This is a genomic window from Ferdinandcohnia sp. Marseille-Q9671, from assembly GCF_976954385.1.
This window is the reverse complement of sequence record NZ_CDRJTA010000001.1, coordinates 210,429-231,801: the sequence shown is the minus strand read 5'-3', so window position 1 is coordinate 231,801 and position 21,373 is coordinate 210,429. Positions and strand designations below refer to the sequence as shown.

Genomic DNA, 21,373 nt, shown 5'->3' with positions numbered 1-21,373 from the left:
GTAAGAAAGCTCGGCAGTATTATTCAAAAATGGGTACTTAATATGGGGGAAACTATGAGTAATTCTATAAATTATAAAATGTGGACTGTTTGTATGATTCAAAAGGAAGATAAGGTTTTATTACTTGATAGGCAACATGATCATTTTAAAGGATTTATTCCACCTGGAGGCAAGGTGGAATTTCCTGAAAGTATAGTAGAAAGTGCAATTCGAGAGGTAAAAGAAGAAACTGGACTAGTAGTGAGTAACCTTATTTTTAAAGGTCTTTATGAATATGTAAATCCGGTTACAATGGATCGATATATGATTTTTAATTACATAACCAAAGAATTCACAGGAGAACTCCTAGAAAATGGACCTGAAGGAAAGGCAGTATGGGTAAATATAGAGGAAGCATATGACCTACCTATGCAAGAATCAATCAGAAGAAGATTTCCTTTATTCTTTGAAGATGGCACATTTGAAATACAAGTCGAATGGAATCACGCAGAAAATAAAGAGGGCAAAGTTTCTATAAAAAACACATAAGTGATTTAATAGGGTACTATCTTTCAAGAAGGAGAAGGTACTTTTTTTGTAGGGAATATGCACGTACGAAGCAGGTATGAGCAATTGAAATATGGAGAATCTGTAAGTACCAAAAACCAAATAGAGGGAGTGTGAGAAAGGAATGGTACCCTTTTTAGTCTTTCTTTTGATTATTGTAACTGTATTGATGGATTTCTTTTGGTTAGATAAAGAGAGTAAGAGATGGGGGTGGATAAAAAATTGGTCTAACAAGAATAAAATATTACTTTTTATTGGTTTTATTGTTGTTTCTAGTTTGATTTATATAGGTTTGAGTAGTAAATACCTGCAACTATTATAGTTGTTATGGAAGTAATGGTTTAGAAGACATGTCCCTTGTCCCAGAAAAATGTTAGGTCAAGGGACATGTTGCTATAACCTACGCACGGATACAGCCCCCGACCATACCTCTGCACTTTCTCACATCTATCCCTCAAAATAATGAGAATTTTTGGAAGAGTTACGCTATAATAGGCATATATTCAAATTGAATCTAGTAACCACTCTTTTTATGAAAGGGGTTTCATAGTTGAAAAAGCTGCTAGTTGTGTATCTGTTACTCATCAGTCTGTTTGTAGTTTATATTTATAACTACCAAATAGAGAGTTCGACGAAACGTGCATGGAATGAGAATGAACTGGTTGGTAATATGGATGAGACATACGTAATGGTAACGTTCATGGTAGGAATTGATTATTGGAAACGAGCATTAAAGGGTTTTGAGGATGCGGCAGAAGCGTTAAATGTATCGGTTGAATACCGGGGATCGACACAATATGATGTCCACGAGGAAATGACTGTACTGGAGCAGGTTATCGCTAAAAATCCTGCGGGTATCGCAATTTCCACAATGGATCCGCAAGCCTTAAATCCTGTGATTGATAAAGCAGTGGAGGCTGGTATTCCTGTTGTGATGTTTGATGCGGATGCGCCAGAAAGTAAGGCGTATTCTTTTCTAGGCACGGATAATTATAAAGCGGGTGTAGAGGCAGCTCACAAGATGGCCGAATTGGTAAATAAAAAGGGGGAAGTTGGCGTCATTACACTAACTCATCAGTTAAACCATCAGGAACGTACAAAAGGATTTCAGGAGACAATCTTCATGGAATACCCTGAAATAGAGGTCGTCTCCATCAAAGATGGAAGGGGCGATCAAGTGATTTCAAAAGAAGTGGCTGACACGATGATTGCCGAGAATCCGGATCTAGCAGGCATCTTTGTGACAGAAGCGAATGGAGGAGTAGGAGTTGGACAAGCCATCATAGCAAATAACCTCAAAGACTCTATTAAAATCATTAGTTTCGATACAGATAAGGGCACCCTTGACATGATTGAAGACGATGTGATCTCCGCAACGATTGCACAGGGAACATGGGAAATGGGGTATTGGTCCTTACAATTTTTGTTTCATTTACAACACGGTATTTTTGATCAAGATCGTAAAAATACGCCTTTGCCTCGCTACGTAGATACAGGTGTGACGATCGTTACAAAGGAAAATGTAGATTCCTACTATCCACAATAAACTTCTGGGAATGGATTGGTTGTGATGAGAAATTTCATACAAATAAATAATTTACCAATTCGATATAAGCTCATTACTCATTTTTTACTTATTAGTATTATCCCAATAATTTGTCTAGGCTTTTTAATTAATTGGACAGTTGAACGAGTAGTGGAAGAGCAAGTAAATAAGAATACCCTACAGCTAATCAGTAAAGTGAACGAATCACTTGAATTTTACTTGAACAATATGCAACGAGTTACCTACTTTATTTCTTATAATGATCGGATTCAAGACTTTTTTAATCATAATGGAAGTCAACCAAGCCAATTTGAAACCAATGATTATGAGATACAGCGCTATCTTCGTAACTTTACAACACTATTGCCTGAAGTAGCAGGGGTATTAGTGGTGAATAGAGCTGGGGATTATGTGAGTAATGAACTGTATGCCCCGGATACAGCGAATCTACGAGAAGAGACATGGTATAAAGAGGCGGTAGAAAATAAGGGAATTTTTAAAATGATTGGTCAACCGAAGAATCGTCAGCTCTCATCTTTGGTAAGTTACAAAAATGATGAAGTGGTGTCTGGTGTTCGTGCCGTTATCGACCCAGTTTCACAGGAAGTACTAGGTGTCATTCTAATCGATTTAAAGGTTAGAACCGTGGCAGAAACATTGGTCGATGTGAAGCTAGGGAAGACTGGTTATTTGACTGTGATTGATGAACAAAATCGACCGATTTATCAACCGAAAGAGCCTTTAATCGAAACGATCCCAAATGAGTGGTTGGAAGGAAAAAGGTCAGGTACTTTTTCAAAAGAAGTTCAATCGAAGCAATTGCAATTCATATACCAAAGGTCTCCGTATTCCAACTGGACCACGATCGGCGTGTTTCCATCAGAGGAATCTATTTTTGAAATAAGAGAAATCCAGTTTTATTTGGTTGTTTTTGTGTTTATCATCCTCTTATTTGGAATTCCAGTTTCATATTTTTTGTCAAATTCCATATCGAAACCGATTAGACAGCTTATGAACTTTATGCGCAAAGCAGAAGGTGGTGAGCTTAGGGTCCGTTATACGGAAAAACGAGACGATGAAATTGGAATGCTCGGCAAAAGTTTTAATAAAATGCTGAAACAAATCAATGAATTACTGCGCTTAACGGAGAGGCATGAAAGGCAAAAGCGAGAAGCAGAGTTTAGAAGTTTACAAGCTAATATCAATCCTCACTTTCTCTATAATACGCTTGACACCATTCAATGGATGGCGCGAAAGCAAAAGGCTTTTGATATAGCTGAAGTCGTTGAAAGTTTAGCAAAACTGTTCCGGATTGGGCTAAGTAAGGGAAGAGATATGATTCCGCTCGATAAGGAAATCGAGCATATAGAGAGTTACTTAAAGATTCAACAAACACGATATCGTGAAAAACTTCAGTATCAGATTGAGGTGGACGAACATGTCTCTTCGCAATATGTGCTCAAATTTATCTTGCAGCCTCTTGTCGAAAATGCAATCTATCATGGAATCAAAGAGCGACGTGGTCCAGGTCAAATCATTGTTTCTGCACAACAAAGTAACGGAAACATACGCCTTCTGATTCAGGATAATGGTGCGGGAATGTCTGAATCACAGCTCCACGAAATTCGTGTTGCCCTAAAGGATGCTGTTAGAAGGACAGAAAGCCAAGGCGAAGCGAAGAATAAAAAGGGATATGGGATTTTGAACGTTCAAGCCCGAATCGTACTTGCATTCGGGGAACCCTATGGGATTACGATTGAAAGTAAAGAAAAGGTTGGTACAACGCTCGAGTTAGTGTTACCTATTTTAGAAGAAGATATTGGATGGGAAGAGGAGCGGAAGCAACATGCGTAAATGGAAGGTTTTAATTGCTGATGACGAATATATTATTCGTGATGGAATCCATTCCTCTATTGATTGGGAGAAGTATAACATGGAGGTCATTGGAGAGGCAGAGGACGGAGAAGAAGCAGTTGAATTAGCTAATAAATACGAGATTGATATTGTACTAATTGATTTAAATATGCCGATTATGGATGGACTTGAGGCGATGAAAGAGATTAAGGTGCAACTGCCAAATTGTAAAATGGTTGTGATCTCGGGGTATGATGATTTCCGGTATGCACAAGCAGCCCTGCGGTTAAAGGTCGAAGATTACTTATTAAAACCAATAAATCCAAGTAAACTAGAACAAATAATCATGGATCTTAAACAAAAACTTGATATGGAAGTCAACCAGAAGAAGTATATTAAACAAGCCTCTATCCAACTTAAAAGGAATCATGCACAGCTCAAGGAACGTTTTTTTCAAGAATGGATCGCTGGACAGCTTGAGAATGAAGAGATTATGGATCAATTACAGTTTTTACACTTGCCAGTCACACTTCCAACTCAATATCTCGTGATTAAATGGCCAGATTATCATTTGAATCAAACGTTTATGCAAGAAAATGACCGTCAATTGTATTTATTTGCCATTGAAAACATAGTAAAAGAAATGGTCGATTCAGACAAGGCAGTCCTTTTTTGGGACCAATCTCATTTGCTAAATGTCTGTTTATGGGAGCCGATCAATCGCGATTCCTTGATAAATATTGAAGAAATTGTTCATAATTATTTTTCAATCACAATCTATTATCATATGGAAGATATCTACATTCAGGACTACTCTCATCTATATAAGGTCTATGAACAATGTAAACGGCAGGTGGATCAGCAAATCAGAATCTCTCCAATTGTCAAACAAGCTTTAGCCTATATTCAACAGCATTATCAGGATTCTTCCCTCACGTTAGAACGGGTAGCTGAAGAATTACATATCACGAGTGTTTATGTAAGTCGGATGATTAAGCAAGAGCTTGGTATTTCCTATGTTGGTCTTTTAACTCAAATGCGTATCAACAAAGCTGTTGATTTATTGAAAACTACAGATTTATCAATTCGAGATATAGCAGAAACCGTTGGGTATGAAACACAACATTACTTTAGCGCCACCTTTAAAAAAGTAGTCGGTATTTCGCCTATGCAGTTTAAGAATAATGAAGAAAATGTGCACCTTAGCTGAGGTGCATTTTTTTGTGCGTAAATGACGAAAATTACAAATTGTTTAAAAATTTATAAAAAGTGTTTGAATTTATGTAAAGCGCTTTCATTAGCTAACATGATATTTTTATAGACAGTTAGATAACAAAAAATGAAAGGGGTTTCGATTATGAAGAAAGTAGGGTTTTTAGCACTAATCATTAGTTTGGTTTTTACGTTAGTAGCCTGTAGTGGAAGTGACAAATCATCTGGTTCAGGGGGTGACTCAAAAGATACATTAATTGGAGTCGCAATGCCAACGAAGTCATCACAGCGCTGGGTAGATGATGGAAATAACATGGTGAAGCAATTAGAAGAACTTGGTTATAAAACAGATTTGCAGTATGCAGAAGATGATGTTGATAAGCAAATTGAACAAATTGAAAACATGATTGTAAAAGGTGCAAAAATTTTGGTAGTAGCATCGATTGATGGTACGGCTTTGACAAATGTATTACAAAAGGCTGCTGATCAAGACATACAAGTTATCGCGTATGATCGTCTAATTATGGAAACAAAAAATGTAAGTTATTACGCAACATTTGACAATTTCCAAGTAGGTGTCCTCCAGGCTTCCTATATTGAAGAAGCACTTAACCTTAAGGAAGAGGCAGGACCATTTAATATTGAGTTATTTGGTGGGTCACCAGATGATAATAATGCTTACTTCTTCTGGGATGGTGCGATGTCTGTTCTAAAACCACATATTGATAGCGGGAAGTTAGTTGTTCAAAGTGGTCAAACAGAATTTGAACAAGGGGCTACAATGCGTTGGGATGGAAACACTGCCAAATCACGTATGGAAAATATATTGAGTAAAGCATACTCAGGTACGGAAAAGGTAGACGCTGTGTTATCACCTTATGATGGAATTAGCCGTGGGGTTATTCAGGCACTAAAAGGAGTAGGTTACGGTTCTGCAGATCTTCCTCTTCCAGTAGTAACTGGACAAGATGCGGAATCTGCTTCTGTAAAATCGATTATTGCTGGGGAACAAACACAAACAGTGTTCAAAGATACACGTGATCTAGCTGCTGTAGTCGTGAAGATGATAAAGGCGATTGAATCAGGCGAAGAAGCAGAAGTGAATGATACAGAAACATATGACAATGGGCAAAAGGTCGTTCCTTCTTACTTAGTTGATCCTGTATCTGTCGACATCAACAACTACAAAGAAGTGTTAATTGACAGCGGATATTACACAGAAGCTGATGTGAAATAAAGTACCCCCGATTTAGTGGTGATGTAACGTCACCACTAAATTACTTGTTCAATAGGGATTTTAACGAGGTGGTGAGGATATGTCTGAGTATATTTTAGAAATGCGTAACATCACAAAAACATTTCCAGGAGTTAAGGCGCTAGATAACGTGAATTTAAAGGTGAAAAAGGGTGAAATTCATGCACTCGTAGGTGAGAATGGTGCCGGTAAATCAACGTTAATGAAAGTGTTAAGTGGTGTTTATCCAAGTGGAACTTATGAAGGTAGCATCTACTTTGAAGGAGAGGAATGCCACTTTAAAGATATTAAACAAAGTGAACAAATTGGGATTGTCATTATCCATCAAGAGTTAGCATTGAGTCCCTTTTTATCGATTGCAGAAAATATTTTTCTAGGAAATGAACGACAATCCAATCAAATAATCAATTGGCAGGTCACGTTTTCAGAGGCGAAAAAACTGTTAGATCGGGTCGGGTTAGTAGAATCACCGAACACGGCTGTTATGGATATCGGGGTTGGAAAACAACAGCTCGTTGAAATTGCAAAAGCACTATCCAAAAATGTGAAACTCTTAATCTTAGATGAACCAACAGCAGCCCTGAATGAAACAGATAGTGAGAACTTATTAAAGCTCTTACTTGAACTAAAAAAACAAGGAATTACCTCGATCTTGATTTCTCATAAATTAAATGAAGTATCTAGTATTTCGGATAACATTACGATTTTAAGAGATGGACAAACAATTGAGACGTTTGAAGCAAAGGGAGAAAAAGCGTCAGAAGACCGAATAATTAAAGGCATGGTCGGGCGTGAGCTGACTAGCCGCTACCCAGAACGAGTTCCTAACATTGGTGGCATTATTTTTGAAGTGGAAAATTGGAATGTCTATCATCCATTGCAGCGAGAACGTAAAGTGATTGACAATGTAAACCTTCATATTCGTCGTGGTGAAATTGTCGGCCTAGCAGGCTTAATGGGAGCTGGAAGAACCGAGCTTGCAATGAGTATTTTCGGGAAAACATATGGGAAAAAAATTACCGGCTTATTATACAAGAATGGAGAAGAAATACAAATAAATACAGTAAGTGAAGCGATTAAGCATGGTATTGCATATGTATCGGAAGACCGGAAAACATACGGCTTAAATTTAATAGACGATATTAAACGGAATATTACTCTATCAAATCTCAAGCGTATTTCAACCAATACGGTGATTGATGAAAACAAGGAAGTACAGGAGGCGCAAATTTTACGAGAAAGATTAAATATCAAAACCCCAACATTGGGTCAGCTTGCAGGGAATTTGAGTGGGGGAAATCAGCAAAAGATAGTCTTAAGTAAATGGATTTTTACCGAACCAGATATTTTGATATTGGATGAACCGACTCGTGGTATTGATGTAGGAGCGAAGTTTGAAATTTATTCACTCATACATGAACTTGCGGCAGAAGGAATGGGGGTCCTTGTCATTTCCTCAGAGCTACCTGAGGTCTTGGGGCTGTCAGACCGGATCTATGTCATGAACGAGGGTCGTATAACGGGTGAGCTTGGACGTGAAGATGCGAACCAGGAGAGTGTTATGCGTTATATGACGGGAACAGGAGGGACGAAACATGCAAACAATAAGTAATTTATTTCGCAACAATATCCGTGAATATGGAATGATCATTGCACTTGTGTTCATTGCAGGACTATTTTGGATACTAACGGATGGAATATCTTTTAGTTCATTAAACTTGACGAATCTAATCTTGCAAAACGGGTTTATCCTCGTATTGGCGATTGGGATGGTTTTAGTCATTATTACAGGAAATATTGATTTATCTGTCGGTTCCGTCGTTGCAATCGTCGGCGCAATTGCAGGGGTCTTAATGATTAATCATAATGTGCCGGTATGGTTAGCTATTATTCTATCACTCATTGTAGGAGCAATCATTGGTATTTGGCAAGGCTTTTGGATTGCGTATGTTGGGATACCTTCCTTTATAGTCACTTTAGCAAGTATGTTAATTTTCCGTGGATTAACCTTGTATCTGTTAGATGGGAAATCACTTGCGCCATTCCCAGAATCATTTGGAATGCTGAGCGGGGGCTTTTTACCTGCAATTGGTTCGGGTGATTTGCACCTACTCACTATTCTTTTATCTATTATTCTATCAATCGTCTTGGTTTATATGGAATTTAGAAATCGTAAAAAGCAATCGACATATAGCCTTGAGGTGAGTCCATTATGGCTATCTGTTACAAAAATGGCATTACTAATCGCTGTGATTAACTGGTTTGCGTATCAATTGGCGTTAAATAAAGGGATTCCAACGGTGTTAATCATTGTTCTAATCCTCATTGTGATTTACACCTTTGTTATGAAAAACACAGTCATGGGCCGTCATGTGTATGCAACAGGTGGGAACCAGAAAGCAGCAGATTTGTCCGGTATTAAAACAAAGCGTGTTGTATTCTGGGTATTTGTGAACAACGGAGTGATCGCAGCTTTAGCCGGCTTAATGTTTGCTTCGCGTCTTAACTCTGCAACACCTGCAGCGGGTAACATGCTTGAGCTTGATGCCATTGCATCCGTATTTATCGGTGGTGCTTCGATGGCTGGAGGCGTAGGAACCGTAATTGGTGCGATTGTCGGTGGTCTCGTAATGGGTATCATGAATAACGGTATGTCACTCATTGGTGTCGGAATCGACTGGCAACAAGCGATCAAAGGACTCGTCCTCTTACTGGCAGTTGGGTTTGATATCTACAACAAAAACCGTGCTGGAAAGTAGTGAGGTATATTTACCCATTAAAAACCTTACGAAAGCTGACTCGAAAGTCTTGGAGACTTGAGCCAGCTTTTTTGCAGACAATGTAATGGATGCTTTTACCGTTTCCCACGTAATTTAGTTAGGTTTACAGGGAACTTCCATTCCTCTGCATAAGGTCCAGTTTGTTGAGGGTGTAAATGGTGATCTGTTTAATTCTTAGATTATGTAAGAGAGGAGATGTAACGTGAAGGCGAATCAGGAAGAAAGTAAGCTAGCCATTGCTAATGGAGAAACCTCACTTGGTATTGAGTTCGGTTCTACTCGAATTAAAGCGGTTTTAATTTCGAAACAATTTGAGACCATTGCAACTGGAAGCTATGAGTGGGAAAACATTTTAGAAGATGGATTTTGGACCTACAGCCTAGATTATGTGATTATTGGTTTGCGGGCAGCTTATCGTGAAATGAAACATGATGTTGAACAGAAGTTTGATACTACCCTTCGAACGATTGGATCTATTGGATTTTCAGCGATGATGCATGGGTATTTAGTTTTTGACGAGAATGGGGAGTTACTCGTTCCATTTCGGACTTGGAGGAATGCGACAACAGGTCCAGCAGCCAAAGAACTAACCAATCAATTTCAATTCAATATCCCAGAACGATGGAGTATCGCACACCTCTATCAAGCAATCTTGAACAAAGAGGAGCATGTACCTCAGATAAACTATATGACAACGCTAGCAGGTTACATTCATTGGTTGCTGACTGGGAATAAAGGAATTGGAATAGGTGACGCTTCTGGTATGTTTCCAATCGATGAAGCGACAAAAGATTACAACGAAGCAATGCTCACGAAATTTGATGAACTAGTAGCTGAAAAGAAATTTCCTTGGAAGCTAAAAGATATTCTTCCAAACGTTTCTATTTCAGGCGAGAAAGCCGGAGCATTAACGGATACTGGGGCGAAAATATTGGATTACTCTTCTGATTTACAGCCAGGTATACCGGTTTGTCCACCAGAGGGTGATGCAGGAACAGGCATGGTTGCTACGAATAGTGTGAGAAAGCGCACGGGAAACGTCTCGGTCGGAACTTCTGTTTTTTCAATGATTGTTTTAGAAAAGGAACTTTCAAGAGTGTATCCAGAGATTGATATAGTTACTACACCGAATGGCAGTCCGGTAGCGATGGTTCATGCTAATAACTGTTCAAGCGATATCAATGCTTGGATTGGATTATTCCGTGAATTCTCGGAAGCAATGGGATATCCGGTGGAGACCGACAAATTATTCAGTGTGATGTTCAACAAAGCGATGGAGGCGGACCCAGATGGTGGCGGCCTACTGAGCTATGGCTATTTTTCAGGAGAAAATATTACCGGACTAGAAGAAGGTAGACCATTGTTTGTTCGTTCACCTGAGAGTAAATTCAATCTAGCCAATTTTATGAGGGTGCATCTTTTTACGGCATTTGGTGCCTTAAAAATAGGAATGGATATTTTGACAAAGAAAGAACATGTAGCAATAGACAGTATTCTCGCTCATGGTGGTTTATTTAAGACGCCAGAGGTTGGCCAAAGAATGGTTGCAGCCGCGATGAATGTGCCTGTTTCTGTTATGTCTACAGCAGGAGATGGTGGAGCATGGGGAATGGCAATCCTTGCTGCTTACATGCTGAGAGAAGACAAGAATGAAAGTTTAGAAGATTTCCTTGAGAAAAATGTCTTTGAGGGAGTTGTGGGGCAAGAAATACATCCTGACCGTAATGACGTAAAGGGTTTTGAGTTATTTATCGAGCGTTACATCAAAGGGTTAGAGATGGAGCGGGCCGCTGTCAAACATTTGCATCAATGACAAGAAGGAGGGAGGAAGGTACATGTTAGATCGACTAAAGGAAGAAGTGTATCGCGCAAATCTGGAATTACCGAAACATGGCCTCGTAAAATTCACATGGGGAAATGCGAGTGCGATAGACCGAGCTAGTGGTCTTTTTGTTATTAAACCTAGTGGAGTAGATTATGAGACGATGAAACCGAGTGATATGGTGGTTGTGGATTTAGATGGTAATGTTGTCGAAGGGAAATTAAATCCTTCATCAGATACACAAACGCACGCAGTTTTATATAATCATTACCCGGAAATAGGCGGTATCGTTCATACGCATTCTACGTGGGCAACAATTTGGGCACAAGCAGGGCTTGATGTTCCAGCGATGGGAACGACCCATGCGGATACATTCTATGGTTCAATCCCTTGTGCAAGGTTCTTAACTCAAGAGGAAATCAATCGTGGTTATGAGTCTGAAACAGGTCGTGTCATTATCGAAACATTTGAAAAGCGCGGTCTCGATGTGTTAGCGGTTCCTGGAGTTTTACTTCATGGCCATGGTCCTTTTACCTGGGGAAAGGATGTAAAATCAGCCGTGATCAATAGTGTTGTGTTAGAAGAAGTAGCAAAAATGAATCTGTTTACACGAGAATTAAATACATTTGCAGTAGAATTACCGCAACGCATATTAGAAAAACACTTTTTACGAAAACACGGGGAACATGCATATTACGGTCAAAAGGGATTGTAACGATCAATATAGGAAAAGGGGATAACTCATGGAGAATAAGGAATTTTGGTTTGTTGTAGGCTCACAGCATCTATATGGGGATGAAGCATTAGCAGAAGTTAAAGCGCATGCACAAGAGATGACGGAAGCATTAAATGAAAGTGGTTTGTTACCTTATAAAATCGTATTACAGGATTTAGCGATTAGTGAGAAAAAAATCACAAACATTATGAAAGAGGTTAACTATCGTGATGAAGTTGCTGGTGTGATTACGTGGATGCATACTTTTTCACCTGCAAAGATGTGGATTCGTGGAACAAAGTTATTGCAGAAACCACTCTTGCATTTAGCCACTCAGTTTAATGAAAGCATTCCATGGGCAACGATTGATATGGATTTTATGAATATAAATCAATCGGCTCATGGAGATCGTGAATATGGTTTTATGAATGCACGATTGAAAAAACAAAATAAGGTCGTAATGGGTTACTGGCAACGTCCTGAAGTACAAAAGCAAATTGCAGATTGGATGGATGTAGCGGTTGCTTATAATGAAAGCTTTAATATAAAGGTTGCACGCTTTGGTGATAACATGCGTAATGTTGCTGTTACGGATGGAGATAAAATTGAAGCGCAAATTCAATTTGGCTGGACAGTAGACTATTTCGGCATTGGGGATCTAGTCTACTATGTGAATGAGGTAAAGGAAGAAGAAATAAATGCATTATTTGCTGAGTACACGGAGCTTTATGAATTTGATTATGGCACATATAGGAAAGAAGAGTGGGAATCGAGTGTAAAGGTCCAAGCAAGTTATGAAATCGCGATCAAGCGTTTCCTTGATGAAGGTGGTTACACTGCGTTCACAACTAATTTTGAAGATTTACATGGTATGAAGCAACTTCCTGGTTTAGCGGTTCAACGGTTAATGGCTCAAGGATATGGTTTCGCAGGTGAAGGGGATTGGAAGACAGCGGCACTCGACCGCTTGCTTAAGGTAATGAGTCGTAATCAATCAACCGGATTTATGGAGGATTACACGTATGAATTAGCTAGAGGTCAGGAGTCGGTTCTGCAATCACATATGCTTGAAGTTGATCCGACGCTAGCAAGCAGCAAACCAAAAATCGTTGTCTCTCCATTAGGTATTGGGAACCGTGAAGATCCTGCACGCCTAGTATTTGATGGGAAAGCAGGAGACGGTGTTGTTGTTTCAATGGCTGATTTTGGAACCCATTTCAAACTTTTAATCAATGAAGTTTCAGCATTTGAACCAAATGTTCCAGCGCCAAATCTTCCAGTAGCACGTGTGCTTTGGGAGGTTAAGCCAAACTTCCAGGACGGCGTCAAAGCGTGGATTGAAAACGGTGGCGGTCACCATACTGTTGTTTCATTGAATCTAACAACTGATCAAATCGTTACCTATGCGAAGCTAGTAGACTTGGAATATGTAGTAATTAAATAAAGTTGAAGTGGTTTTGGTTGGCCCCGAAAGGAAGAGTTCCTTGTTTCTGTAGTGAGTGAGACGAGGAACTCTTTTTCTATTTCTCTAAGATAGGTTGAATAAAATGAGAAAATAGGTAAAGATGATATGGGAAAGTATCGTGTAGTTCTAGTTACAAATTTCCAGATTTACTATTCAGAGAGGAGGGATACGTTGAAAATCAACCGTATACATCATGTAGCAATAATCTGCACTGACTACAAGAAGTCAAAAGAATTTTATGTGAATAAGCTTGGTTTATCTATTTTAAATGAAACCTTTCGCGAAGACCGTGGTTCGTACAAACTGGATTTAGCAGTGGGGGATACCTACCAAATTGAGTTGTTCTCTTTTCCGGAATCACCAGAAAGAGCAAGTTATCCTGAAGCAGCAGGTCTTCGACATGTAGCCTTTGAAGTGGATGATATAGATGAAGCAGTTAAAGAGCTTACTGAAAAACAAATCATAGTAGAAGATATCCGAATTGACGAAATAACTGGAAAAAAATTCACCTTCTTCAAAGACCCAGATCATTTACCATTAGAAATTTACGAAAGATAGTGGGACAGAGGGACAGGTCCCTTGTCCCCACACAGGACAGTTCCTCAGTTCTGCCCCGGTTACTTTCTTTCTGGTGGATTATAGGTGACACATGTGCCGGCTACGAAGTCATGGATTGCTCTTTTATCTTCTCGAACAGCCACCATAATTACACTTACAATGACTGCGATTCCTAACGTCAAAGCGTAGATGAGCCCTGCCACTACAAGACGAAGTAGCATATTCCCAATGTGTAATTTTTCTCCATCAATCCTCGCAATGCGAATCCCACATACCCTTTTTCCAACTGTATACCCGTACCATAAGAGTGGTAGGCTTAGAGCATATAAGAATTCAAGAAGGCCAGATTGCCAAGAGTCATTATCTATTGGAAAGTTAAAAATGAGTGAAAGTATTAAAATAGCAAAAAAAGTGACAAAACCATCAATAATCGAAGCTCCAAGACGAATCCAAAACCCTGCTGGTTCAAAATTATTATACAAGTAAACACCTCCATTAGAATGTATTCATCAATGATGCCCTTTATTTCTAATAACCATATTTTACCATCGTTCAGTGCAAGTATCCACTAGACTTTTCGGTGTTACTTGGAAGCATTTATTTATGAACGGTTTCCTACGGCATTATGTTCTTATTATAAGCTAATTTTTATAGCTATGTTTTGTACATCTAAAAAGAAGTGTTTTCTAATTAGTTACAGAAAAATATGAAACTTTCCCTATGTTAAAACGTATTTCAATATATGCGAATATATAGATCTAAATGATAAAATACACCCAACCAATCTAGTAATCAATTAACGAATCGAGGTGTAGGTAGATTGAAAATTGCAATCCTTTTATCTGTCGTATTTATCCTTGCATTTCTCGTATTGTTTTGGTTTGTTCAACATGAAAACAAAAAAGAGGGAAATAAAGACGGCTTCCTAAGCTTACTAGTCGTTGCCATTTTATTTTCTGTCATTGTCACAGTCGTCTTTGCATTTTTTCTGTTTCTGATAATGGGCTCAACCAGTGTAATTGATACAATATTTTCATTACATATCGAAACTAACCAACTAATTGTTATTGGCATTTCCTTTCTTATTTATTGGATGACAATTGATAACATTTTTGAAAAGTTCTTCGAGTATCTATGGGGTGAAAATATCTATGGCATTCTATCTTTATCGTTGTCAAGGGTAGCAGCCTTCTACTTAATTGGAATACTACTTAAGTTAAATGAAGTCATAAACATGACCATTTCAATCGGTGTATCTCTCATCTTGTTACTTATTGATGTGCTATATCATTTCAAAAATAATAAGTCATAAAGAGATTATTAAACGGGAACTATGAGTTGTAGTGAATTTCATTTAGTGTGTACCTTGATATAAGGGGAGTTCTACATACGTAGAGCTTACTGTTCAGTAAAAAATATGGTAAAACCAGTTGGAGGTGAATATGGATTGGAACCTAAATGGTTAGAGTGGGCAAAACAGCTTCAATCAATTGCACAAGCAGGGTTAACTTATTCAAAAGATGTTTACGATGTGGAGAGATTTGAGGAAATCAGAAAGATAAGTGTTGAAATATTGACTCAGTATACAAATATTGACAATAAAAGAATAAACGATTTATTTGCAAATGAAACTGGATATGCAACGCCGAAGGTTGATATTAGGGCTGTTGTATTTAATGGGAATAAACTATTAATGGTGCGAGAAAAAAGTGATGGAAGTTGGTCTTTACCAGGAGGTTGGGGTGACATTGGATTAACGCCAAGCGAAGTAGCGGTCAAGGAAGTAAAAGAAGAATCAGGGTTTGATGTTAAAGCCATTAAATTAATAGCTGTGATTGATAAGAAATGTCATCCTCATCCACCTTCACCCTATCACGTTTATAAACTATTTATCCAATGTGAAATCATTGGTGGGACACCCAGAGAAGGTATTGAAACAAATGCAGTGGAATTTTTTTCTGAAAATGAACTACCACCTCTATCTATAGCTAGAAATACAGAATCACAAATTCATTTAGTATTTAAACATTTACATAATCCAAAAGAACCTGTCTATTTTGATTGATCTTTTCAATTGATTAAGGCAAAAAACAAACAATCAATTGATATATCTCACCAGGCGATCATACCATTGATCGTCTTTTTTTTGTAAAAAATAGTTCGCAAAGGTGTATTGGACTTCACCAGAAAGAAGTTCACAAGACAATTAGAAAAAAATCCTGGCAGAGTGGCAAAGGAAAGAAGGAATGTTGATTTATAGTCAAGAATAGATAACTATAAAACGTTAGGAGTGAAAAAAACGTGACACCTAATAAAAGTATTCCTTATAGATTGATTGAACAAAAAGAAGATACAAATAGCGTAGTTATTGTCTTGCCCGGAGCGGGTTACACAACACAAGCTCCATTGTTACACTTTACAACAGGGGTATTTTACAATAAAGGCTTTGATGTCTTGCACATTAACTATACATTTAGTAGGGAAGAGATGTCTGCCCTAAATGAAAGAGAGTTTGCACAGGATGTACAATTTGCAATCGACAGTGCAATTAAGGACAAGAATTACAGCAATTTTTATGTAGTAGGTAAATCTATCGGTACAAAGGTTTTACGGTATCTGCTCGATCATCCAAGGATGAAAGATGCGAAAGCGATATGGCTGACTCCCATACTACAAAATGATGATGTCTTTCATGCAATGGTTACAAGTAAGAATAAAGGACTTTGTATTTTTGGAGGAAAAGACCGTGTTTGTTTTATTGAGGAACGCTTTGAAGAATTGAAAAAGAATAAAAATCTGCTATTAAAAGTAGTTGATGGTGCTAACCACAATTTAGAGCTTGATACAGAACCAATCAAATCAATAGAAGTTCTAAAAAATGTAATTTCTGATATAAATGAGTTTTAACATTAAAAGAATAGCAAACTACTAGTATAAAGGAACCTTTCAAATAAGATTAATGCACCTATTGGTGAATTTACTCAACTATAAAGTGTTGTTGGGAAAATGAGAGGAATGGACAAAATGACTAACGAAATGCATGTGCAAATAAGTGATTGTAATCTTTACGCTAAATTAGTGGGAGAAAATATAGGAAAACCAACAATTGTAATGGATGCTGGATATGGTGATTTTTCCAAGGCTTGGAATTCAATTATTGAAGATATTTCAATGATCTCTAACGTTTTAATTTATGATAGAGCAGGACTTGGGAAAAGTAAAAAAAGTTCGAGGCCCAGAACCAGTCGTGAAATGGTAAGAGAATTGAAGGAACTTCTTATTGTGGCCAAAATTAAACCTCCATACATATTGGTAGGTCATTCTTTTGGTGGTGTTAATATGCGAATGTTTGCCACTGAACATCAAAATGAAGTTTGTGGACTTGTCTTGGTTGACTCTACCCCTGAAGATTACAGAGATAGATTTCTGCCAACGATGTCAAAAGAGTTTCAACAAGCATACAACAAGCAATTCGTTCATGAAGGCAATTATGATGAATTTATGGAAAGCCTAAAGCAGTTAAAAGAAACTAAACGTAAATTAAATGTCCCACTAATTGTTCTTTCTGCAGGTAAGAAAGCTCATTATTCAAAGGAATCACAAGAGTTATGGAATGAGATGCAAAGAGCAATTCTTGAAATATCCTCCGATGGTGAATTGGTCATTGCTGAAAACAGTGCTCATTATATACAAAATGATGAACCCGAAGTAGTGGTGAGTGCGATTAAAAAAATAACGGATAAGATTAGCTTGTGAGGTTTTATATGTAATAACGGATACTTCAATAACGAGGTTCTTTATTAATGGGGGAGAAGAGTTAATGACTGAATTTTATTCTAAGCATTTTATACTTGAAAAAGTTAGTGATGGGATTTTTGCTGCTATTGCAAAGGATGGTGGTGGAGCTGTAGGAAATGCTGGTTTCTTAGATTTAGGAGGGAGAACGCTTGTTTTTGATACGTTTAACTCACAGCAAGCAGCCGAAGACCTAAGGAATATTGCAGAAAACATTACCGATCAACCTGTCTCTTGGGTAATGAATAGTCATTTTCATGGCGACCATATAAGAGGGAATCAAGTTTTTAGGGATTGTAATATAGTATCAAGTCAAACCACATGGAAACAAATGAAGGAAAATCATCCAGAACGAATTGCTGATCAGAAAGCTGACATTGATGGTTTGAAAAAATATATTGAATCCCTTACTAAACAAAATGAAAGTTCCCCCGACATCCAGACAAAGAATGAAATAGATTTTTTAAAGGAGCTAGAAATCTCACTCCCTGACCTAGAATTAGTCTTGCCACAAATCACGTTCACCAACGAACTATCTATTTCCGGCACAAAGCGTACAGCTAGAATCAGTACATTTGGTGGTGGTCATTCAAATTGTGATTCCTTTCTTTATATTCCTGAAGATGAGATTATTTTTATGGCTGACCTTCTTTTTGTCGGTATGCATCCATCGTTCTTCCCGTATTCCAATCCGGCACAATGGGTAAAAATCTTAGATGAAATAAAAAACCTTTCGATTCAAAAGGCTATCCCTGGTCACGGACCAATTGGAAATAAGGAAGATATTATCAAATTAATGAATTACATAACAGAGATAATTGAATTATCCAAGAGTAACATAGAACAAGTTGCAATTCCTGATAAATATAAAGATTGGCAGACTATAAATATCGACGCAGGTGAACTGTTTAATAGGAATTTGAAAGTTTTAAAAGAGTTGCAGAAAAATAACTCTTAGTGTATTCAAATATGCGTTGATCAAAAGGTGAAGTATCCATTTTTGCTTATATGAGTAACGAAGCAGAAACGATTATGATATGATGTCATTTTTTAAAAATGGATATCTTTACTCTTTGTAATTAATATAAAGGACTTACTATATGTACAGGGGGAAGGCAAATGACATTTGTGTTTGGAAGTTTAGTTATGTTAATCATTGCTGTTATCGTTTTCCAAAGATTAGGAATAAAAAACCCATTTTCAAAAGGAATTAGTATGGCAATTGCATTATCAATATTAGCCGTTATTAGTCTCGCACAAAACTATACACAAAGCTTAATTCCTGAAGCCAATGATGGAATTGGTATTTCAAATCATATGGCGTATTGGATTATCGGTGAAGATAGATGGTCCCAAGAAATGTTTAAAGCTATGTTTGAACAATCCGTTTACTTTTCTTTACTTTTGATTGCTGCCTATCCAATTGTTTTAATACTTGAATCAAAGTTTGGTAGGAAAGTTGCATAAATAGTCTTTCGAGAGCCTAGTTGATTATGAAAAAATGTAATTCACAAACAGGTGCGTTGATCCTAGAAGGAACATGCACCTATTTCGTATGTTCTTGTACAATCGAAATAAGTTAATTACCAAATAGATGGGTTTATTTGGTAAACTAAGGGAGATAAATGGAGCCGCAGCAGGAGGGTGATGTAAACAATGAAACATGTAATAGGTTTGTATGTTGTTATGGCCATAATGGTGTTTGTTACGTTAACGAGTGAATTTATTTTTAAAGGAGATTTCTCAGCTATTGCCAGTTGGTTAATCGTTATGTTGTTTCTGTTTGGAACGATATGTTTTGCTAATGCAAGATATTACTTATCCAAGAAGTAAATTACCGTATTAGACAGGTGGTGGTAGCATTTGATCTCAGAATTGAAGAAATCCGAATTTCATAGATGTAGAGACTTGCTAAACGAAAGTGGTCAAATAGAAGCGAAAGCTGTAGGCGAAGGAGTCAATCCTGGTCGTATATTTGTCGACAACCTTGATGCTCCGACTACGGGACTGATTTGGTTAGGGAATAACGATGGTTTTATCTTTATTGGGAATGAAAGGAACGAAGAGTTCAATACCCAATTCAATCATTTTATAGATTCAGTACTTGTACCAGAGGCTAGAAAGGTAGGGTTAACTTGGTTTGAGGGGATTGGTAATCATCACAAATGGGATGAAACGATTCAAAAGATATGTAAAAACCGTAAACTAGGTAGTTGGAATCAGAGGGTTTATACATTGCAAAGGGACGACTTAAAAGAAAGTTTAGTTCCTATTGAACAAGGATATACCATTGTTAAAATTAGTGAAATGCTTTATACCAACAGTGATCATTCAATTAAAAACATTGAATTTTTACATTCCAAAATAACTGAGTTTTGGTCTTCTCCTGAGAGATTTTTTCTTGAAGGCGTTGGGTACTGTGTTGTGTATCAAAATGAAATTGTAAGTGTCTGTTTCTCGGGGTTTGCAGTTGACAATGTTCACTGTATTGATATTGAAACATTGAAAGAGCATCAAGGTAAAAAGTTAGCGCAAAGAGTAGCGTTCGCATTTGTAAGAGATTGCTTGGATCATCATTTCGTTCCGTATTGGGATTGTATGGAATCTAACAAGCCTTCGATTGCGGTCGCAGAGAACATAGGCTTTCGACTTGTATATGGCTATAAAGGATATGAATTTAAGTTTGATTAATGTTTCCGTTAACGGGGGTGTTTAACGCTCAACCGCTTGTCTTTTCATATGGGCTATGGTTAACTAATATCTAGTAACTTAATAATCTAACAATTCGACTAGGGGAGCATGTAGTGCTGAGAGATAGAAATATCGACCCTTTGAACCTGATCTAGGTAACACTAGCGTAGGGAAGTGGAGTTGGTACGTTTCGTGTTTGCGAGTAACGATTACCCAATCCATTTCTAGTAACTAGTGATGGGTTTTTTATTTTTACCCCCCCTATAGTCGAAAAATAGGAAGGGGAAATGATAGTGGGCAATTTGTTTACAGATCGTTTATGGACTCGAGTTGAGCCAATTTGGAATTCGTATTTGGAGCATCCTTTTGTGAAAGGAATAGGAGACGGTACATTAGATAAGGAAAAATTTAAGCATTATATGAAACAGGATTATGTATACTTGATTGAGTATTGTCGCCTTTTTGCGTTAGGAAGTGCAAAGGCTCATGATTTAAAAACGATGGCCACTTTTGCAAATTTATTGCATGGTACTTTGGATATTGAAATGGATCTTCACCGTCAGTATGCGGCGAAATTTGATATTACGAATGAAGAGCTTGAGGCAACTAAGCCTGCAGCAACTACGACTTCATATACGAGTTATATGCTGAACGTAGCCCAGCTTGGTGGTGTTGAGAATGTTGTGGCAGCTGTTCTTGCATGTGCATGGAGTTATAATTTTATTGGAAAAGAGCTCGTAACATGGCAAGGAGCAGCAGATCATGAATTCTACGGTGAGTGGGTGAAAATGTATTCATCCGATGAATTTACAGCATTAGCCGAGGATTGTAAGAATCTAATTAATGAAATCGCAAGTGGAAAACCAGATCGAGATTTAGAAGCTCTTGAGGAAATCGTGGTCAAAACAAGTCTGTTTGAATACATGTTTTGGGATATGGCAGAGAACCTAGAAGAATGGCCAGTTAGATAATCAATTTTATGGGAACACACGCCTTCAATTTGGAGGACTGTGTTCCTTTTTTCTATTATTTACTTTTTTATAACCTTCAGCCCTTCATGTTCAACGTTTTTACTCTTTCAATCGTTATTGCGTGGTAGAATAGTCAAGGCAGCCCAAATCGTAAGAAAATCTT

The 21,373-nt window shown here is 37.7% G+C and carries 21 protein-coding genes and 1 riboswitch; of the genes, 20 read left to right on the top strand and 1 reads right to left on the bottom strand.

What is annotated here, in order from left to right:
- Window positions 1-54: 54 nt before the first annotated feature.
- The 11 genes from ACWNMY_RS01205 to gloA2 all read left to right on the top strand — a co-directional run bounded on the left by ACWNMY_RS01205 (window position 55) and on the right by gloA2 (window position 13,753).
- Entirely contained in the window at window positions 55-528 is a 474-nt protein-coding gene (locus ACWNMY_RS01205; RefSeq protein WP_449536467.1) for an NUDIX domain-containing protein, read from the top strand.
- Between the two features lie 568 nt (window positions 529-1,096).
- Window positions 1,097-2,092 (top strand): substrate-binding domain-containing protein, encoded by a 996-nt coding sequence (locus ACWNMY_RS01200; RefSeq protein WP_449536466.1) that lies wholly within the window; start codon window positions 1,097-1,099, stop codon window positions 2,090-2,092.
- Window positions 2,093-2,116: 24 nt separating this feature from the next.
- Entirely contained in the window at window positions 2,117-3,946 is a 1,830-nt protein-coding gene (locus ACWNMY_RS01195) for a cache domain-containing sensor histidine kinase (RefSeq protein ID WP_449536465.1), read from the top strand.
- A complete protein-coding gene (locus ACWNMY_RS01190; protein ID WP_449536464.1) occupies window positions 3,939-5,156 on the top strand; it encodes a response regulator transcription factor in 1,218 nt (405 codons plus the stop codon). Before ACWNMY_RS01195 ends, ACWNMY_RS01190 begins: the two co-directional genes overlap by 8 nt.
- A gap of 147 nt (window positions 5,157-5,303) precedes the next feature.
- Entirely contained in the window at window positions 5,304-6,395 is a 1,092-nt protein-coding gene (chvE, locus tag ACWNMY_RS01185; RefSeq protein WP_449536463.1) for a multiple monosaccharide ABC transporter substrate-binding protein, read from the top strand.
- Window positions 6,396-6,474: 79 nt separating this feature from the next.
- Window positions 6,475-8,025, top strand: coding sequence for a multiple monosaccharide ABC transporter ATP-binding protein (gene mmsA, locus ACWNMY_RS01180; protein ID WP_449536462.1), 1,551 nt, complete (start codon window positions 6,475-6,477; stop codon window positions 8,023-8,025).
- Window positions 8,009-9,172: a multiple monosaccharide ABC transporter permease gene (gene mmsB, locus ACWNMY_RS01175; protein ID WP_449536461.1), complete on the top strand. Its 1,164-nt coding sequence runs from the start codon at window positions 8,009-8,011 to the stop codon at window positions 9,170-9,172. The genes mmsA and mmsB overlap by 17 nt, the downstream gene beginning before the upstream one ends.
- A gap of 223 nt (window positions 9,173-9,395) precedes the next feature.
- Window positions 9,396-11,006, top strand: coding sequence for a xylulokinase (locus ACWNMY_RS01170; protein WP_449536460.1), 1,611 nt, complete (start codon window positions 9,396-9,398; stop codon window positions 11,004-11,006).
- 22 nt (window positions 11,007-11,028) lie between these two features.
- Complete coding sequence (locus tag ACWNMY_RS01165; RefSeq protein ID WP_449536459.1) at window positions 11,029-11,730, top strand: L-ribulose-5-phosphate 4-epimerase; 702 nt, start codon at window positions 11,029-11,031, stop codon at window positions 11,728-11,730.
- Between the two features lie 28 nt (window positions 11,731-11,758).
- Window positions 11,759-13,174, top strand: coding sequence for an L-arabinose isomerase (gene araA, locus ACWNMY_RS01160; RefSeq protein ID WP_449536458.1), 1,416 nt, complete (start codon window positions 11,759-11,761; stop codon window positions 13,172-13,174).
- 192 nt (window positions 13,175-13,366) lie between these two features.
- Window positions 13,367-13,753, top strand: coding sequence for an SMU1112c/YaeR family gloxylase I-like metalloprotein (gene gloA2 / locus ACWNMY_RS01155; protein ID WP_449536457.1), 387 nt, complete (start codon window positions 13,367-13,369; stop codon window positions 13,751-13,753).
- A 59-nt stretch (window positions 13,754-13,812) separates the two neighbouring features.
- On the opposite strand, the gene ACWNMY_RS01150 is transcribed toward gloA2, so the two are convergent.
- A complete protein-coding gene (locus tag ACWNMY_RS01150) occupies window positions 13,813-14,235 on the bottom strand; it encodes an RDD family protein (protein WP_449536456.1) in 423 nt (140 codons plus the stop codon).
- 338 nt (window positions 14,236-14,573) lie between these two features.
- On the opposite strand from ACWNMY_RS01150, the gene ACWNMY_RS01145 reads away from it, so the two are divergent.
- The 9 genes from ACWNMY_RS01145 (at window position 14,574) to tenA (ending at window position 21,210) form a co-directional block, all read left to right on the top strand.
- Window positions 14,574-15,065: a hypothetical protein gene (locus ACWNMY_RS01145; RefSeq protein WP_449536455.1), complete on the top strand. Its 492-nt coding sequence runs from the start codon at window positions 14,574-14,576 to the stop codon at window positions 15,063-15,065.
- 135 nt (window positions 15,066-15,200) lie between these two features.
- Window positions 15,201-15,818: an NUDIX hydrolase gene (locus ACWNMY_RS01140; protein WP_449536454.1), complete on the top strand. Its 618-nt coding sequence runs from the start codon at window positions 15,201-15,203 to the stop codon at window positions 15,816-15,818.
- A gap of 236 nt (window positions 15,819-16,054) precedes the next feature.
- The gene (locus tag ACWNMY_RS01135) at window positions 16,055-16,660 is read left to right on the top strand and encodes an alpha/beta family hydrolase (protein WP_449536453.1); all 606 of its coding nucleotides are present in this window, start codon (window positions 16,055-16,057) and stop codon (window positions 16,658-16,660) included.
- Between the two features lie 117 nt (window positions 16,661-16,777).
- Window positions 16,778-17,509: an alpha/beta fold hydrolase gene (locus ACWNMY_RS01130; RefSeq protein WP_449536452.1), complete on the top strand. Its 732-nt coding sequence runs from the start codon at window positions 16,778-16,780 to the stop codon at window positions 17,507-17,509.
- 64 nt (window positions 17,510-17,573) lie between these two features.
- Complete coding sequence (locus ACWNMY_RS01125; protein WP_449536451.1) at window positions 17,574-18,506, top strand: MBL fold metallo-hydrolase; 933 nt, start codon at window positions 17,574-17,576, stop codon at window positions 18,504-18,506.
- Window positions 18,507-18,667: 161 nt separating this feature from the next.
- Window positions 18,668-19,015: a hypothetical protein gene (locus tag ACWNMY_RS01120; RefSeq protein ID WP_449536450.1), complete on the top strand. Its 348-nt coding sequence runs from the start codon at window positions 18,668-18,670 to the stop codon at window positions 19,013-19,015.
- Between the two features lie 189 nt (window positions 19,016-19,204).
- Window positions 19,205-19,381 carry a hypothetical protein gene (locus tag ACWNMY_RS01115; RefSeq protein WP_449536449.1) on the top strand — a complete coding sequence of 59 codons (177 nt, stop codon included), beginning with the start codon at window positions 19,205-19,207 and terminating at the stop codon, window positions 19,379-19,381.
- 30 nt (window positions 19,382-19,411) lie between these two features.
- Window positions 19,412-20,239 carry a GNAT family N-acetyltransferase gene (locus tag ACWNMY_RS01110; protein WP_449536448.1) on the top strand — a complete coding sequence of 276 codons (828 nt, stop codon included), beginning with the start codon at window positions 19,412-19,414 and terminating at the stop codon, window positions 20,237-20,239.
- Window positions 20,240-20,329: 90 nt separating this feature from the next.
- Window positions 20,330-20,429: riboswitch (TPP riboswitch) on the top strand.
- A 97-nt stretch (window positions 20,430-20,526) separates the two neighbouring features.
- Window positions 20,527-21,210: a thiaminase II gene (gene tenA, locus ACWNMY_RS01105; protein WP_449536447.1), complete on the top strand. Its 684-nt coding sequence runs from the start codon at window positions 20,527-20,529 to the stop codon at window positions 21,208-21,210.
- Window positions 21,211-21,373: the final 163 nt, after the last annotated feature.